Raw genomic sequence first — 16,288 nt, forward strand, 5'->3', positions numbered from 1 at the left:
ACCCTCCCCTTGATGATGCGCCCGCAGCCCGTTCCTTCGGCCCGGTTTGCGCTTGTTTTCCCGTTCGCTATAGGCCTGGGCGAAAGATTTCAAACGAGAGAGGTCCCTCCCCGATGCAAACATTCTTCAAGACGCCGCGCCGCGCCGCGCACACCGTGCGCACTGTGCGCGCAGCGCTGCTGACCGCCAGCCTGCTGGTCCCGGCCGCCGCCCTCGCCCGCCCGATGACGGCAGAGGACGTGGCGAAGCTGGAAGCGGTCGGCGCCGTCGCCGTGTCGCCCGATGGCAGCCGCGTCGCCTACACCACCGCCAGCCTGCCCGACGTGACAGCCGGGGAAAAGGACGGCACCACGACGCAGGAACTCAAGATGGCCTTCGGGCCGGACAATGCGCGCAGTTTCCTGCCGGACGACATCAGTCCCTCGAACGTGAAGTTCTCCCCCGATGGCCGCATGGTCAGCTTCGTCTGGGCGAAGGATGAAGAAGACCGCGCCGTCTGGGGCATTCCGGTCGATGGCGGCGCGCAGCGCAAGCTGGCCGAGGTCGACGGCGCGAACGTGCTGAGCCACGAATGGTCGCCCGACAGCGGTTCGATCTACATGCTGGCCGGCGCCGCAGAGGACGAACAGCGCGAGGAAGAGGCGGATGCCGGCTTCGTCTCCATCGTCTACGAGGAAGAATTCAGGTTCAACCGCCTGTTCCGCGCATCGGTCGGCAGCGATGTCGACGCCGATCCGGTCCGGATCGACGTGCCGGGCTATGTCAGCGCGGTTCGCATCGCACCGGGCGGACAGACGGCCGTGATCGACAGCGCGCCCACCCCGGTGATCGACGACAGCTACACGCAGAAGCGCAGCCACGTGCTGGACCTCGCCACGGGCACGGTCCGGACCACGTTCGAAACGCCGGGCAAGCTGGAGGATGTCGAGATTTCGCCCGACGGGTCGCAGGTCTCGATGATTGCCGGGGTCGACATGAACGATCCCGCCGCCACGACGCTGCACCTGGGCTCCATCTCCGACGGCAGCTACCGCGCGCTCAATGCGGGCGCGGCGGAGGCTGCGGTCGATGCCGAGTGGCTGGCCGACGGACGGCTGGCCGCGATCATCCATGTCGGCGCCGATGCCATGCTGCGTATCTACAATGCCGATGGCAGCGTCGCGGAAACGGTCGATCCGGGCGAGCTGATCCCGACCGGCATGGCGCGCGGCGGGAACCGGCTGATGGTCTGGGCCAACAGCCCTTCCCACCCGACGGAACTGTATGAATACGCGAACGGGACCTTCACCCGCTGGACCAACCACAATGCGTGGCTGTCGGACATCGACATGGGCACGCAGCGCACGGTGACCTACACCGCGACCGATGGCCAGCAGGTCGAAGGCATCCTGATCGAGCCGGTCGGCGGCCCGGCGCGCGGGGGCAGCCCGACGATCATGATGGTCCATGGCGGGCCGGAAGCGCATTATTCCAATGGCTGGCTGACCGCCTATTCCATGCCGGGCCAGATGGCGGCGGGCGAAGGCTATGCCGTGTTCCACCCGAACTATCGCGGTTCGACCGGCTACGGCGTCGATTATGCCAAGCAGCACCAGGGCAACTACACCGATCCTGAGTTCCGCGACATCGTGGATGCCAAGAAGCACCTCGTCGCCGAAGGCATCACCGATCCGGACCGCACCGGCATCACCGGGGGCTCCTATGGCGGCTATGCCAGCGCATGGGGCGCGACGCATTATTCGGACGAATATGCCGCTGCCGTTATGTTCGTCGGCATTTCCAACCAGACCAGCAAGTTCGGCACGGGCGACATCCCGTTCGAGATGTACAATGTTCACAGCCGCGCGTGGCCGTGGGACGACTGGCAGAAGATGCTGGAAGTCAGCCCGATCTATTACACCGACCGGGCCAAGACCCCGCTGCTGATCATGCACGGGCTGGAGGATACGCGCGTCGATCCGGGCCAGAGTTACGAGCTTTACCGCTTCGTGAAGATCCGCAATCCCGACACGCCGCTGCGCATGGTGCTGTATCCGGGCGAAGGGCACGGCAATCGCAAGGCATCCAGCCGTTATGACTACAACAAGCGGATGCTGCGCTGGTTCGACACCTATCTGAAGACCGGCGACCGCGATGCGGAAATGCCTGCCAGTCGCCCGCTCCTGAACCTCGGCGGCGAGGACGAGGCGGGCAGCGAGGACTGATTGCCTGCGGGGGGGAGGAGCGCCGCTCTTCCCCCTGCAGCATTCAACGGCGCATCAGAAGGTGTAGCCGATCCCTGCGCCCACCAGGAACTGGTCCGCACTGCCGACCACGCTGGTAAAGGGCGTATCCTTCGCATCGCCCATCAGGCGCGAATAACCGCCGATCGCCACGAGGCTCAGCCCGCCATCGGTGATGTCGCCATTGAGGTCGACCGCCACCAGCGCGTTCACACCGATGCTCTGCAGGCCGCCCTCGGCATCGAATGCGGGAAGCAGGCGCGGGTCGGGCCCGATCGTCGCGGCCTGCGGGACCGAGAAGTAATAGTCGGCGTAATCGTCGTCGACGAAAGTCGCGCTCGCCCCGATGGACGCCGCCACGCCCCGGCTCAGCGGGGTGAAATAGGTGACAGACGGGCTGACGGTCATGCCGCCATGCGCGCCCGCCACGTCGAACAGCGCATCGACGCTGACCGTCACGCTGTCGAACCGGTTGAGCACGCCGGGCACGCTGATACCGGCCGTGGGGCCGACCTCGACCGCGCGGTCCAGCTCGCCATAGAGTTCCACCGTCTCGTCCTCGATCTGGTCGGCACGGTCGCTGCGCAGCCGCCCTGCCACGCCGAGGTCGAACGAGACGCCTTCATCCGCATCGGGAATGAAGTCGATGGCAAGCCCCGCCGGGCGCGGATTGATGTCTATCCCCTTGTAACTGGCTTGCACGATGGGCAGCGGGAAAACGACGTAATCGTCGGACCCGGTATAGCTGGGACCGAAGCCCGCCCCGACCCCGATGCTGAGGAAATCGCCGTCGAACACCGTTTCGGAAGGCAGCGGCGGCCCTGCGGGTCCCGTTTCCGGCCCGGCGTCCTGCGCGGCTGCAGGGGTGGAGGCTGCAAGGATGGCTGCGCTGGCAAGAAATGCCGCGTTACGGATGGTCATGATATGGAATGCTCCCGGGATTATGCCTTCGAGAACGGTGATACGCCATGCGGGTTCCTCGCCTCACCACCTTTAAGCCGGATTGCCCGCTCACCCCGCGCGCCCTAGGGCTGGCAGGAATGACGGATCGCAGGGTCGATATTGCCATCGCAGGCGGCGGATTGGCCGGGGGGCTCATTGCCCTCGCGCTGCGCCGTGCCCGGCCCGAACTATCGGTCGCGCTGATCGAACGCGGCGACGCCATGGGCGGCAATCACCGGTGGAGCTGGTTCGCAAGCGACCTGCCGGATGGGGGCGAGGCCTTGCTGGCCCCTTTCCGCAAGACGGCATGGCAGGGCTACGATGTCCGCTTTCCCGCGCATGAGCGGACGCTGGCCGCGCATTACCGCTCGCTCTCGTCGGAGGATTTCGATGCCGCCCTGCGGCGCGAACTGGCGCAGGACACGCTGCTGCCGGGGCGCGAGATCGCGAACCTCGACGCGCGCGGCATTACCCTGGCGGACGGATCGCGGGTCGATGCGCGCGCGGTAATCGATTGCCGGGGCTTCCTGCCGCATGACAGCCTGCGCGGCGGATGGCAGGTCTTCATGGGACGCCACTTGCGCACCGATGCCCCCCACGGGCTGGAACGCCCGGTCATCATGGATGCCGCGGTCGACCAGCTGTCTTCCGGCGGGGCGGGCGGCGGGGCCGATGGCGGCGCATACCGTTTCGTCTACGTCCTGCCGCTGGGCGTGGACGAGCTGTTCGTGGAAGACACCTATTACGACGACAGCCCGGTGCTGGACCGGCGCGCCCTGTCCTCGCGCATCGACGCCTATTGCCGTGAAAACGGCTGGCAAGGCGAGATACTGGGCGGGGAAACGGGCGTCCTGCCGGTCATCACCGGCGGCAGCATTGCAGAATACCAGCAGGCGCATGGCACGCCGGGCGTCGCCAAAGCGGGCGCGGCGGGGCTGATGGTCCACCCGCTCACCAGCTATACCCTGCCCCACGCGGTCGAGACCGCGCTGCTCGTGGCGAACAATGCCGACCTGCCGGGCGACCAGCTGGCCGCCCTGCTCGACGCGCAGGCCCGGCGGGTGTGGAAGCGGACCGGCTTTTACAGGCTGCTGGGCCAGATGCTGTTCGGCGCTGCCCGTCCCGCCCACCGCTACCGCGTCTTCGAGCGCTTCTATCGCCTGCCCGAGCCCCTTATCGAGCGGTTCTATGCAGCGCGCAGCACTTTTGCCGACCGGCTGCGGATACTTTCGGGCCGTCCGCCCGTTCCCGTCATACGCGCCATCGGCGCCCTCCTTTCCTCGCGCGATCCCCTGACTGCGCCACAGCAACAGAAAGACCCGTCTCCATGAGCTCAGAAGGCAAGACTGCCTGCGTCATCGGTTCCGGTTTCGGCGGCATGGCGCTCGCCATCCGCCTGCAGAGCGCCGGCATCCAGACGACCGTGATCGAGGCGCGCGACAAGCCCGGCGGCCGCGCCTATTACTGGGAGAAAGACGGCTTCACCTTCGATGGCGGGCCGACCGTCGTCACCGATCCCGACTGCTTGACCCAATTGTGGGAACTGACCGGCCACGACATGGCCCGCGACGTGGAACTGATGAAGGTGTCGCCCTTCTACCGTCTCAACTGGCCCGACGGCACGAATTTCAACTACTCGAACGACCACGAGGAACTGTTCGCCGAGATCGCCAAGCTGAACCCGGCCGACGTTGAAGGGTACAAGCGCTTCCTCGAATACAGCGCGGGCGTGTACGAAGAAGGCTATGTGAAGCTGGGCACGGTGCCGTTCCTCGATTTCAAGTCAATGATGAAGGCCGCGCCCGCGCTGGCGCAGAAACAGGCCTATCGCAGCGTCTATTCGATGGTCAGCAGCTTCGTGGAAAGCGAGAAACTGCGCGAGGCGCTGAGCTTCCACACCCTGCTCGTCGGTGGCAATCCGATGAAGACCAGCAGCATCTACGCGCTGATCCACAAGCTGGAGATGGAAGGCGGCGTGTGGTGGACCAGAGGCGGAACCAACCGCCTGATTGCCGGCATGGTCCGCCATTTCGAACGCCTCGGCGGGCGCATGATCGTGGGCGATGCAGTGGTGCAGGTGCACGAGGAAAACAACCGGGCGACCGAGGTCGAGACGGCCAGCGGCTTTCGCGAGCGGTTCGACGCGGTCGCCAGCAATGCCGACATCATGCATTCCTACCGCGACCTGCTGGGCCGCAGCCAGCGCGGCTGGCGCATGGGCAAGCGGCTGAAACGCAAGAAATTCTCGCCCGGCCTGTTCGTCGTCCATTTCGGGCTGGAGGGCACATGGCCCGGCATCGCCCATCACCAGATCCTGTTCGGACCGCGCTACAAGGGGCTGCTCGACGACATCTACGACCACGGCGTGCTGCCGCAGGACTTCAGCATCTACCTGCATCACCCGACCGTGACCGATCCCGGCATGGCGCCGCCGGGCAAAAGCACGTTCTATGCGCTGGTCCCCGTGGCCCACATGGGCAAGCTGAAGGTGGACTGGGACACGGTCGGCCCGCAGCTGGAAAAGCGCATCCTGGACGAGATCGGTCGCCGCCTGATCCCCGACATTCACGACCGCATCGTGACCAAGTTCAGCTACGCGCCGAAGGATTTCGCGCATGACCTGAACGCGCATCTGGGCAGCGCCTTCAGCCTGGAGCCGCTGCTGACGCAAAGCGCCTGGTTCCGCGGCCACAACCGCGACGACGTGATCCGCAACTTCTACTTGGTCGGCGCGGGCACGCATCCGGGCGCCGGCATCCCCGGCGTCGTCGGCAGCGCCAAGGCGACGGCCGGCCTGATGATCGAAGATCTTCTGGAAAGCGTCCCGGCATGAGCGAGCGGCCAGCCAATCCGATGCGGCGCCTCGCCGTCTATTGCGGTTCCGCCACGCCGGACGACCCGCGTTACATGGAACTGGCCCGCAATGTCGGCGCAGGCCTGGCGGAGCGCGGCATCGGCGTCGTCTATGGCGGCGGCAGGCTCGGCCTCATGGGCGCGGTCGCCGGCGGCGCGCTGGACGCGGGCGGCGAGGTCATCGGCGTCATTCCCGAAGCGCTGGCGGGCAGCGAAGTCGCCAATCGCGATTGCACCGAGCTTTATACGGTCGGCGGCATGCACGAGCGCAAGCAGCGCTTCACCGATCTGAGCGACGGGTTCGTGACCATTCCCGGCGGCGTCGGCACAATGGACGAATTGTGGGAAGCGATGAGCTGGGCACAGCTCGGCTATCATACAAAACCGGTCGGCCTGCTCAATGCCTTCGGCTTCTACGACGACCTGATCGCGTTCAACCGGCGCATGGCGGAGGTCGGTTTCGTGCGGCCCGCGCACCAGGGTATACTGATTGCTAGGGAAACCCTGCCACAGCTACTGGACGCAATGGCCGATTATGAGCCACATACGCCGATATTCCGCATGAAAGCCGACGATCTTTGAGCCAGAACCGCCGCCTCCTCAATGACCTGAAGGTCGCACCCGTTGCCGCAGGCGGCGGCAGGAACCGCGATGCGCTGGTGGAAAAGGCGCATGAGACCATTTCCGAAGGTTCGCACAGCTTCGCGATGGCGTCCTCGCTGTTCGACAAGACGACGCGCGAGAGGGTCTGGCTGCTCTACGCATGGTGCCGCCGCTGCGACGACCTGGCCGACGGGCAGGACATGGGCGGCCAGCTGGGCAACCAGGCCGGGATCGAAGACCGCGTGCAGGCGGTGCGCGTCCTTACCCGCCGCGCCCTGGAAGGCCAGCCGACCGCCGATCCGGCGTTCGACGCGTTGGGGCAGGTTGCCGCCGAAACCGGCCTGTCCAAGGACATGACCGACGATGTGATTGCCGGTTTCGCGATGGATGCGGGCGATTTCCAGCCGCGCACGGAAAAGGACGTGCTGCGCTATTGCTACCATGTCGCAGGCGCGGTCGGCGTGATGATGGCGCGGGTGATGAATGCGCCCGACGACAGCTTCGTCTACGACCGCGCATGCGACCTTGGGATTGCCTTCCAGCTATCCAATATCGCGCGCGACATCGTGGAGGATGCGGAGGCCGGACGCTGTTACCTGCCCGCCGAATGGCTGGCGGAGGCGGACCTGGAGCCGGGCCGCCACGCCGCGCCGGAGAACCGCTTCGCCCTTGCCGCGGTTAGTGCGCGGCTGGTCGGGCTGATGGAAACGTACGAACAGGCGGCCCGCTGCGGGGCGCAGCGCCTGCGGTTCCGCAACCGCTGGGCGATCTATTCCGCCGCGCGCATCTATGGCGCGATCGGTCGCAAGGTGCGCCGCCAGGGGCAATTGGCGTGGAATAACCGCGTTCGGGTCTCGCGCTTGGCGAAGATCGGCCATGTCATCGCCGGCTTTGGCGAAGCGGTGGTCAACCGCCCCGTCCCGCCTCGCGACTGGCCGGAATATACGCGGCCCGATCTGCAGCCGATCCGGGGCTGGTAACAGGACTGGTCAAGGGCGGGCACGCGGACTAATCCCGTCGCCATGATTGCAAAACTCCTGATCGCCAACCGCGGCGAGATCGCCTGCCGCATCATCCGCACCGCGCGCGCCATGGGGATCGCCACGGTCGCTGTCTATTCCGATGCCGACGCCAAGGCGCTGCACGTGCGCCAGGCCGACGAGGCGGTGCATATCGGCCCCTCCCCCGCCGCCGAGAGCTATCTTGTCGGAGAGAAGATCATCGCGGCGGCGAAGGAGACGGGCGCCGAAGCGATCCATCCGGGCTACGGCTTCCTGTCGGAGAATGCGGGCTTCGCGCAGGCCGTGATCGATGCAGGGCTGATCTGGGTCGGCCCCAAGCCCTCCAGCATCGAGGCGATGGGCCTGAAGGATGCCGCCAAGAAGCTGATGCGCGAGGCGGGCGTGCCGGTGACGCCGGGCTACGAGGGCGAGGACCAGTCCGTCGAGCGCCTGAAGAAAGAGGCCGACGCCATCGGCTATCCAGTGCTGATCAAGGCCGTCGCGGGCGGCGGCGGCAAGGGGATGCGCAAGGTAGATAGCGCGGCGGATTTCGAAGCGAGCCTCGAAAGCTGCCGGCGCGAGGCCAAGGCCAGCTTCTCCAACGACGAGGTGCTGCTGGAAAAGTGGATCACCTCGCCCCGCCATATCGAGGTGCAGGTCTTCGGCGATGCCCATGGCAATGTCGTCCACCTGTTCGAACGCGACTGCTCGCTCCAGCGCCGCCACCAGAAAGTGATCGAGGAAGCCCCTGCCCCCGGCATGGATGAGGCCACGCGTGAAGAAATCTGCGCAGCCGCCGTGCGCGCCGCCAAGGCAGTCGATTACGAGGGCGCAGGCACGATCGAGTTCATCGCCGACGCCAGCGAAGGCCTGCGCGCCGACCGCATCTTCTTCATGGAAATGAACACCCGCCTTCAGGTCGAGCATCCGGTAACCGAGGAAATCACTGGCGTGGACTTGGTCGAATGGCAGCTGCGCGTGGCGAGTGGGGAGGCTATTCCTCTGAAGCAAGAAGAGTTGTCGATCAACGGTCACGCCATCGAAGCGCGGCTTTATGCCGAGGATCCGGCAAAGGGGTTCTTGCCGAGCACAGGTACGCTCGATGTCTTCCGCTTCGATGACTTGCAGGGATCGGCCGAGATCCGGCTCGATACCGGCGTGGAGGAAAGCGCTGCAATCTCTCCATTTTACGACCCGATGATCGCCAAGGTCATCGCCCATGAAGCACTGCCCGATGGCCATTCGCGTAACGGTGCGATCGGAAAGCTGCGCAGCGCGCTTGGCAGCCTGTTGCGGGTCCATGGGGTAAAAACCAACGCGGCGTTTCTCTACCGCCTGCTCGATGCCGAGGCTTTTCGCGAGGCGCGCATGACCACAGGCACGATCGCCGAGCTCGGCGATGCTCTCGTAGAACCGGGACGACCGACCGACGCCAATATCGCTTCGGCTGTCTCGATGCTGGTCAATCCGGTGCGACAGCCTTTGTCGCGCAATGACGCGCGGTTCGGCGCGCCACCGCCGTTCGCCATGCCTGTCCTCGCCAAGGGTTTCCGACTCAACGCGCGGCCAAAAGAGCACACCACCGCCTATCTTGATGGTGCGGCGATCGAGGCTCCGATGCTCGATGGCTGGATGGTCGCCAATGCCAGTATGGATATGGTCGGCGACGGAGTGCTTCTGACCGAGGGCGGTGCAGTCCACCGCCTGTCCTTGCGACCCGATACCGGCACCGCCGCCTCCGCAGCCGACGGCGCGATCCTCGCGCCGATGCCGGGCAAGGTCATCGCGGTCGATGTGGCGGAGGGCGATGCGGTTACCGCGGGCCAGCGGCTGATGGTGCTCGAGGCGATGAAGATGGAACACGCGCTCACCGCGCCCTTCGACGGGACCGTGACTGGGCTTTCCGCTGCGACAGGCGGTCAAGTGCAAGTCGAGGCGGTCCTCGCAATCGTGGAGCCAGACGAAGAATGACCCGCCTCCCCACTCCGCCCCGCCGCCGCGTGCTTGGCGCTTCTGGCATTGAAGCCTCCACCATCGCGTGGGGAATGTGGCGCACGCCTGATCTAATAGATGGCGATATCGACGACGGCGTACCGGGCCTCGCACGGCTCGCCCATGCCGCGCTCGATGCCGGGATCGACCTGTTCGACACCGCCGACATCTACGGCTTCGACGGCAAAAACGGCTTCGGCGATGCGGAGGTCATGCTGGGAGAGGTTTTCGCCAGCGAGCCTGACCTTCGCAGCCGCATCGTACTGGCGACCAAAGGCGGCATCATGCCGCCGCTGCCCTATGACCAGTCGCGCAGCTACATGGACAGCGCGCTCGACGCCTCGCTGAAGCGGCTGCAGGTCGAGCGGGTCGAGCTTTATCAGATCCACCGCCCCGACATCCTGACCCATCCGCAGGAACTGGCGGGCTTCCTCGATGCGGCCCTCGCCAGCGGGAAGGTCGGCGCGGTCGGCGTGTCGAACTTCACCGTCCACCAGATCGAGACACTGTCCGCCCTGCTCGGCACCCCGCTCGCCACGACCCAGCCGGAAATCAGCCCCCTGCGGATAGATGCCATCGACAATGGCGAGATGGACCAGGCCATGCGGCTGGGCCTCACCCCGCTCGCGTGGTCCCCGCTGGGCGGAGGGCGGCTTATGCGGCCCGAGGGGGACCGCGAACATTCGGTCGCCCGCGCGCTGGCCGACTGGGGCGACGAACGCGGCGTCGATCGCACTGTCGCCGCCTATAGCTGGCTGATGGCGCATCCCGCCGGCATCGTCCCCATCATCGGCTCCCAGAACGCAGGCCGCATCGAAGCCGCGGCAAAGGTCTGGGACCTCCAGTGGTCGCGCGAGGAGTGGTACGCGGTGTTCACCGCCGCACGCGGCGCTCCGCTTCCATGAGCTGGGCGCGCGAACTTGGCGAACTACGCCGCCGCGAGGCGCTGGCGGAGGAAATGGGCGGCAAGGAAAAGGTCGCGCGCCAGCATGGCCGGGGCAAGATGGATGCCCGAGCGCGCCTGTCCGCACTGGTCGATGACGGCAGCTTCCGCGAGATCGGCAAGATTGCGGGCAAGGGCGCGTATGACGACAATGGCGACCTGACGGGCGTCACCCCCGCTCCCTTCCTGTTCGGCAAGGCCCTGGTGAACGGCCGCCCCGTCGTCGCGACCGCTGACGATTTCACCATTCGCGGCGGCGCGGCGGATGCCGGGATTTCCCGCAAGATGGTGCAGGCCGAGCGCATGGCGCACGAGCTGAAACTGCCCATCATCCGCATGATCGACGGCACGGGCGGCGGCGGCAGCGTGAAGACGCTGGAACAGATCGGCGCGACCTACATCCCCGCGGTGCCCGGCTGGGGCGACGTGGTGCAGAACCTCGACAGCGTGCCCGTGGTCGCGCTGGCGCTGGGCCCGACGGCAGGCCTTGGCGCGGCGCGCACGGTCGCCAGCCATTACTCTGTCATGGTCAAGGGGCTGAGCCAGATCTTCGCCGCCGGTCCCGCCGTGGTCGATGGCATGGGCGATGCGTGGAAAAGCGAGTCCGCCAGCTATGCCGACGCCAAGGAAGACCTCGGCGGCAGCGCCATCCATACCCGCAACGGCGTGGTCGACGACGAGGTGGCAAGCGAAGCCGAAGCCTTCGCCCGGGCGCGGCACTTCCTGTCCTTCATGCCAGAATATGTCGGCCAGGCGGCAGGCCGCATCGACACGGGCGACCCGGCGGACCGGCGCGAGGAAGCGCTGCTGAGCCTCGTCCCGCGCGAGGAGAAGCAGGTTTATTCCATGCGCCGGTGCCTCGACATGGTGTTCGATTCCGGCACCGTGTTCGAGATCGGGCGCCACTGGGGCCGGGCCTGCATCACCGCGCTTGCCCGGCTGGACGGCTGGCCCGTCGCCGTGCTGGCCAGCGATCCCAGCTTCCTGGGCGGATCGTGGGACGCCAAGACGTCAGAGAAGGTCGAGCGGTTCGTGAAGCTGGCCGACCAGTTCCGCCTCCCGATCGTCCACATGGTCGACAATCCGGGCTTCATGATCGGGCGCGAGGCGGAAATGGCGGGCACGATCCGTTACGGGGTGCAGGCGATGAACGCGGTCTACCGCGCCAGCGTGCCGCTCGCCACCGTAGTCATGCGCCGCGCTTACGGCATTGCGGGTAGCGCGATGAGCAATGCCGACCGCCACCAGTACCGCTATTGCTGGCCATCGGGCGACTGGGGCAGCCTGCCCATCGCGGGCGGGATCGAGGTCGCCTACAAGTCGGAACTGGAAGCATCGGACGACCCGGAGGCGGAACTGGAGGCCATCCGCGAACGCCTTGGCAAGGTCACCAGCCCGTTCCGCAGCGCCGAACGGTTCAATGTCGAAGACATCATCGATCCGCGCGATACCCGCCCGCTATTGTGCGAATTCGCGCAGCTCGCGTGGCGGCGGCTGGACAGCGAGCGTTAGTCGGGGCGCTGCATTTCATCCTGCGGCGGGCCGAACAGGCGGCCCCGCTCGCTGAACAGCACCAGCGCCAGGCTGGTCAGCCCTGCGGCCAGTAGCGCCAGCGCCAAAGGCCGTGCCGTGCCGTCGTAGAGATAGCCGATCAGCGATCCCAGCACCGCGCCGGTCGTCAGGCGCAGGCTGGCATGGACCGAGCTGGCCGCGCCCGCGATGTCGAAGAACGGGTTCATCGCAATCGATCCGAAATTGGTCCCGATGAAGCCCAGCAGCGCCATGTTCGCAGCCATCAAGGGCACGAATTGCCACAGCGACTGCTCCGGCTGGAAGGCGAAGAATACCTGCAGCGCGGCAATGCCGACAAAGGCGAACAGCGCCGTATGGCTGACCCGGCGCGCACCGAAGCGTTCGACGATGCGGGAGTTCGACCAGTTGGTGACGGCCATGGACCCGGCGCACAGCCCGAAGATCAGCGGGAAGCTGTCGCTCGCGCCGAAGGTCTCTCCGATCAATTGCTGGCTGGAATTGATGAACCCGAACAGGGCGCCGAACACCAGCGCGCTGCCGAAGATGTATCCGATGGCCTGCCGCAGGCCGATCGCGCGCTTCATGTTGCCGCCGATGACGGAGGGGCGGATGGGCTGGCGGTTCTCCTCCGCCAGCGATTCCGGCAGGCGGAACCAGACCCAGGCGAAGATCAGGCAGCCCTGCAGCGCCATGGCCAGGAAGATCAGGTGCCAGTCGCCCAGCAGCAGGATCGCCTGCCCGATGCTGGGCGCGACGGCGGGCGTCAGCAGGAAGATGACGAAGATGAGGCTCATCATGCGGGCCATCTTGTCGCCGCCCACCCGGTCGCGGATGATGGCGGGCGGCAGGGCGACGATCCCTGCGCCGAGAAAGCCCTGCGCTGCGCGAATGCCAACCAGCACCTCGAACACATTGGCGAAGGCACTGGCCAGCGACAGCACGATATAGATCGCGATGGAGGTCAGCAGGACCGGACGCCGCCCGAACCGGTCGGCCAGCGCGCCGGGCACCAGCGCGCCCGCCCCTGCAGCCAGCAGGTAGGCGCCGACGACGAATTGCCGTTCGTTGCCAAGGCCGCCGAAATCGGCCGCAATCTCGTCGAGCGCGGGCAGGATGGCGTCGATACCGAAGGCCTGCAGCGCCATCAGCATGGCCATCATCCATATGAGCTCGGTCTCGCCGATGGCTTTCCGGATTGCCTGCGTGGCAGGGGCTGGAGTGTTGTCGCGCGCCATGACTGTTTCCTTGGCGACCGCACCGCCCCTTGACCACCCGTTTTGTTGCATGTGCGAAGAATTCGCAAATCGGCGAAATGGTTCCCCTGCCGCAGCACGCTCCCTAGATAGGAAGGCGTGGACGAAACGGGCGAACAGAACCGCGAGGGCGACCCCAGGGGCGAAGTCGACAGCGAAGCCGAAGGCCTGCGCAAGATCATCCATGTCGACATGGACGCCTTCTTCGCCAGCGTCGAACAGCGCGACAATCCCGAATTGCGGGGGAAGCCCGTGGCCGTCGGCGGGTCCAGCGGGCGCGGCGTGGTCGCGGCGGCCAGTTACGAGGCGCGGCAGTTCGGCGTGCGCAGCGCCATGCCGTCCGTTACCGCGAAACGGCTCTGTCCCGACCTCGTATTCGTGAAGTCGCGCTTCGATGCCTACCGCGAGGCGAGCCAGCAGATCCGCGAGATCTTCCGTTTCTACACCCCGCTCGTCGAACCGCTCAGCCTCGACGAGGCCTATCTAGACATCACCGAAGACCTGCAGGGCATGGGCTCTGCCACCGCCACTGCGCAGGCCATCCGCAAGCGCATCCGCGAGGAGACGGACCTGACGGCCAGCGCCGGGGTCAGCTACAACAAGTTCCTGGCCAAGCTGGCGAGCGACCAGAACAAGCCCGATGGCATCTGCGTCATCCGCCCCGGCGAGGGCGAGGCCTTTGTCCAGTCGCTGCCCGTCCGCCGCTTCCACGGGATCGGGCCCAAAGCGGAGGAGAAGTGCAGGCGGCTGGGCCTGGAGACAGGCGCTGACATAGCCGCGAAGGACCGCGCATGGCTGCGCCAGCACTTCGGGAGCTTCGGCGATTACCTGTTCCGTGCGGCACGCGGCGTGGACCTGCGCCCCGTGCGATCGAACCGCCTGCGCAAATCCGTCGGCGGGGAGCGGACCTTCAGCGCGGACATTCACGAGGCGGACGCCCTGCGGGAGACGCTGGAACGCATCGTCGACATCGTGTGGGAGAGGATCGAGCGGGCGCAGGCAAAGGGAAAGACCGTGACGCTGAAGCTGAAATACAACGATTTCACGCTGCACACGCGTGCCCAGTCGGTCAGCCAGCTGGTGGAGGACAAGGACACTTTCGCGCGGCTGGGGCGCGAATTGCTGGAGGAGGAAATTCCCCTTCCCCGCCCGATCCGGCTGATGGGCCTCACCCTGTCGAACCTGGAACGCGACGGAGACGAGGAATCGCGCCGCCGCGATGGGAAGACCGGCCAGCTGGCCCTGTTCTAGCGCGAACCTGTTCCAGCCCCAGCTTGCCCCAGCAGGGCGATCCTGGTCGCGGCAAGCGTGCTGAGCGGCTGCGGGAGGGCGTCCAGGGCGAAGAATGCGGCGCTTTCGATCTCGCGCCGGTCGGCGGCCGGCGGTCCGTACAGTCCAGCGGTGACGACATGGGCACGGTGAGGAGAGCCCGACAGCGTCTCGTCCACGAAGCCCAGATAGCGCGCATCGACCAGCACGGCGCCCAGTTCTTCCTGCATCTCGCGCCGTGCGGTCTCGACCGGCTCTTCCCCGCGTTTCATCCCGCCGCCCGGCAAGGTCCAGACCTGCGGTCCGTAAGCGTGCCGGACCAGTAATATCTCTCCCGCACCGCTGCGCAGGATCACCGACACCCCTTCCAGTTGCACCTTGCGCCAGAGCCGCCAGCGATGGCGGACCCTGTGCGCGCCCTTCAATGCTGCCCGGTGCAGGGGTCGCGGGACCAACGACTGGATCAGGTGAAGCACGTAACGTCCTGCGTCGCCGCGCCCAGCAGGCGGGCCACCGGCAGGTCGTTCTCTCCCTTTGCTGCGACGTCGAAGATACGAGCCTTGTCGGCATTGCCGCCGAGCGTGAACAGGATGTCTTCGCTCTCCAGCAGCGCCGGTATCGTCAAGGAGATGCGGTCGAAAGGAGCCTCGGGCGGCAGCGGGTCGGGCGTCAGCCGCACGATCTTTTGCGGGGCATCCACCTGCGGATCGGTGTTGGGAAACAGCGAGGCGATATGCCCGTCGCTGCCCATGCCGAGCCAGCACAGCGTGAAATGCGGAATCTTCTCCATCACGGTCAGCGCCGCGACCTCCGCCCCTGCAGGCTCGAACAGGACACGCAGCTTGCCGGTGTTGGAGGCAGCGTGATCTTCCGGCACGATCCGGTCGTCGCCCGGCCAGACCACGATGCGCTTCCAATCGAGCGAACGGCGGACCAGTTCCTCCATGATCGGGAACGGTGTCGACCCGCCGGGCACGGCGATCGGAACGGGCCCGTCGGTATTGGCCAGAGCCTTTGTAAGCCGGGCCTCCAACCAGTCTGCAATGTCGCCGGGCTTTGCGTTTTCCTTGATGGTGAGGTTCTGCATGGATGCATCCTAACGCAAAGGCCGCGCCCGGGCATCCCCGGACGCGGCCTGTCGCATTCGTATTTCGCGAAGAACCTTACTTCAGCGTCTGGCTGAGGAACCAGACACGCTCTTCCGCCATGTCGGTCCAGTCGTCGAGCAGGCCGTCGGTCGCATTGTCGCCGGCCTTCTCGGCCAGTTCCTTCATGCCCTTCAGGCGCTTGACCAGCGCTGCGTTGTCGTCGCGCAGTTCGGTGACCATCGCATCGGGCGTCAGGGTCACGTCGTCCTGGTCCTTGACCTGCGTATGCTTTGCGACGGAGCCGACAGAAGTTAGCGTCATCATGTCGTTCTTGCGCACGCGCTCGCCAATGTCGTCGATCTGGTCGCGGATTTCCACGGCCTGTTCGTCGAACAACAGGTGCAGGTCGCGGAAACGCGGTCCTGCAACGTGCCAGTGGAAATTCTTGGTCTTGATGTAGAGCGCGAAATGATCGGCCAGGAGCCCGTTCAGTTCGTCGACCAGTGCCCGTTTCGAATTGTCGCCTGCGTCTGCCATATGTCTTGCCTCCGGATTGTTTTGGGTTTCGCATTGGTAATGCGCGAAAGCC

14 protein-coding genes are annotated in these 16,288 nt (G+C 66.1%); 9 read left to right on the forward strand and 5 right to left on the reverse strand.

The window, feature by feature from the left end:
* The first annotated feature begins 113 nt into the window (after nucleotides 1–113).
* Nucleotides 114–2,204, forward strand: coding sequence for a S9 family peptidase (locus tag PF049_12820; GenBank protein WBY16456.1), 2,091 nt, complete (start codon nucleotides 114–116; stop codon nucleotides 2,202–2,204).
* Between the two features lie 54 nt (nucleotides 2,205–2,258).
* Here the strand turns inward: PF049_12820 and PF049_12825 are convergent, their stop codons facing one another.
* The gene (locus PF049_12825) at nucleotides 2,259–3,143 is read right to left on the reverse strand and encodes a MipA/OmpV family protein (protein ID WBY16457.1); all 885 of its coding nucleotides are present in this window, start codon (nucleotides 3,141–3,143) and stop codon (nucleotides 2,259–2,261) included.
* A 119-nt stretch (nucleotides 3,144–3,262) separates the two neighbouring features.
* Here PF049_12825 and crtY point away from each other — a divergent pair, with 119 nt between their 5' ends.
* From crtY to PF049_12860, 7 genes are read left to right on the forward strand one after another with little or no spacing between them, the layout of a single operon-like run.
* Nucleotides 3,263–4,495 (forward strand): lycopene beta-cyclase CrtY, encoded by a 1,233-nt coding sequence (gene crtY, locus PF049_12830; GenBank protein ID WBY16458.1) that lies wholly within the window; start codon nucleotides 3,263–3,265, stop codon nucleotides 4,493–4,495.
* The gene (locus PF049_12835; protein WBY16459.1) at nucleotides 4,492–5,997 is read left to right on the forward strand and encodes a phytoene desaturase; all 1,506 of its coding nucleotides are present in this window, start codon (nucleotides 4,492–4,494) and stop codon (nucleotides 5,995–5,997) included. The genes crtY and PF049_12835 overlap by 4 nt, the downstream gene beginning before the upstream one ends.
* Nucleotides 5,998–6,017: 20 nt before the next feature.
* Nucleotides 6,018–6,599, forward strand: a complete 582-nt coding sequence (locus PF049_12840) for a TIGR00730 family Rossman fold protein (GenBank protein ID WBY17928.1) — start codon at nucleotides 6,018–6,020, stop codon at nucleotides 6,597–6,599.
* Nucleotides 6,596–7,600: a phytoene/squalene synthase family protein gene (locus PF049_12845; protein ID WBY16460.1), complete on the forward strand. Its 1,005-nt coding sequence runs from the start codon at nucleotides 6,596–6,598 to the stop codon at nucleotides 7,598–7,600. The genes PF049_12840 and PF049_12845 overlap by 4 nt, the downstream gene beginning before the upstream one ends.
* A gap of 42 nt (nucleotides 7,601–7,642) precedes the next feature.
* On the forward strand, nucleotides 7,643–9,592 hold the full coding sequence (locus PF049_12850; protein WBY16461.1) for an acetyl/propionyl/methylcrotonyl-CoA carboxylase subunit alpha: 1,950 nt from the start codon (nucleotides 7,643–7,645) through the stop codon (nucleotides 9,590–9,592).
* Entirely contained in the window at nucleotides 9,589–10,518 is a 930-nt protein-coding gene (locus PF049_12855; GenBank protein ID WBY16462.1) for an aldo/keto reductase, read from the forward strand. Before PF049_12850 ends, PF049_12855 begins: the two co-directional genes overlap by 4 nt.
* Nucleotides 10,515–12,068 carry a carboxyl transferase domain-containing protein gene (locus PF049_12860; protein WBY16463.1) on the forward strand — a complete coding sequence of 518 codons (1,554 nt, stop codon included), beginning with the start codon at nucleotides 10,515–10,517 and terminating at the stop codon, nucleotides 12,066–12,068. Before PF049_12855 ends, PF049_12860 begins: the two co-directional genes overlap by 4 nt.
* Here PF049_12860 and PF049_12865 read toward each other — a convergent pair.
* Nucleotides 12,065–13,324 (reverse strand): multidrug effflux MFS transporter, encoded by a 1,260-nt coding sequence (locus PF049_12865; GenBank protein WBY16464.1) that lies wholly within the window; start codon nucleotides 13,322–13,324, stop codon nucleotides 12,065–12,067. The genes PF049_12860 and PF049_12865 overlap by 4 nt on opposite strands.
* 117 nt (nucleotides 13,325–13,441) lie before the next feature.
* Between PF049_12865 and dinB the strand changes: the two genes are divergently transcribed.
* Nucleotides 13,442–14,593, forward strand: coding sequence for a DNA polymerase IV (dinB, locus tag PF049_12870; GenBank protein ID WBY16465.1), 1,152 nt, complete (start codon nucleotides 13,442–13,444; stop codon nucleotides 14,591–14,593).
* Here dinB and PF049_12875 read toward each other — a convergent pair.
* The 3 genes from PF049_12875 to PF049_12885 all read right to left on the reverse strand — a co-directional run bounded on the left by PF049_12875 (nucleotide 14,590) and on the right by PF049_12885 (nucleotide 16,236).
* Nucleotides 14,590–15,087, reverse strand: a complete 498-nt coding sequence (locus PF049_12875) for an NUDIX domain-containing protein (GenBank protein WBY16466.1) — start codon at nucleotides 15,085–15,087, stop codon at nucleotides 14,590–14,592. The two genes, dinB and PF049_12875, sit on opposite strands and share 4 nt — an antisense overlap.
* Nucleotides 15,075–15,698: a 6-phosphogluconolactonase gene (locus PF049_12880; protein WBY16467.1), complete on the reverse strand. Its 624-nt coding sequence runs from the start codon at nucleotides 15,696–15,698 to the stop codon at nucleotides 15,075–15,077. The genes PF049_12875 and PF049_12880 overlap by 13 nt, the downstream gene beginning before the upstream one ends.
* A 76-nt stretch (nucleotides 15,699–15,774) precedes the next feature.
* A complete protein-coding gene (locus PF049_12885) occupies nucleotides 15,775–16,236 on the reverse strand; it encodes a DNA starvation/stationary phase protection protein (protein WBY16468.1) in 462 nt (153 codons plus the stop codon).
* Between the last annotated feature and the right edge of the window lie 52 nt (nucleotides 16,237–16,288).

It is taken from the genome of Erythrobacteraceae bacterium WH01K (genome assembly GCA_027941995.1).
GTDB lineage: Bacteria > Pseudomonadota > Alphaproteobacteria > Sphingomonadales > Sphingomonadaceae > CAJXSN01.

Coding starts and splice junctions, on each gene's coding strand:
- PF049_12820 (WBY16456.1), top strand. CDS start 114: ATGCAAACATTCTTCAAGACGCCGCGCCGCGCCGCGCACACCGTGCGC.
- PF049_12825 (WBY16457.1), bottom strand. CDS start 3,143: ATGACCATCCGTAACGCGGCATTTCTTGCCAGCGCAGCCATCCTTGCA.
- crtY (WBY16458.1), top strand. CDS start 3,263: ATGACGGATCGCAGGGTCGATATTGCCATCGCAGGCGGCGGATTGGCC.
- PF049_12835 (WBY16459.1), top strand. CDS start 4,492: ATGAGCTCAGAAGGCAAGACTGCCTGCGTCATCGGTTCCGGTTTCGGC.
- PF049_12840 (WBY17928.1), top strand. CDS start 6,018: ATGCGGCGCCTCGCCGTCTATTGCGGTTCCGCCACGCCGGACGACCCG.
- PF049_12850 (WBY16461.1), top strand. CDS start 7,643: ATGATTGCAAAACTCCTGATCGCCAACCGCGGCGAGATCGCCTGCCGC.
- PF049_12855 (WBY16462.1), top strand. CDS start 9,589: ATGACCCGCCTCCCCACTCCGCCCCGCCGCCGCGTGCTTGGCGCTTCT.
- PF049_12860 (WBY16463.1), top strand. CDS start 10,515: ATGAGCTGGGCGCGCGAACTTGGCGAACTACGCCGCCGCGAGGCGCTG.
- PF049_12865 (WBY16464.1), bottom strand. CDS start 13,324: ATGGCGCGCGACAACACTCCAGCCCCTGCCACGCAGGCAATCCGGAAA.
- PF049_12880 (WBY16467.1), bottom strand. CDS start 15,698: ATGCAGAACCTCACCATCAAGGAAAACGCAAAGCCCGGCGACATTGCA.
- PF049_12885 (WBY16468.1), bottom strand. CDS start 16,236: ATGGCAGACGCAGGCGACAATTCGAAACGGGCACTGGTCGACGAACTG.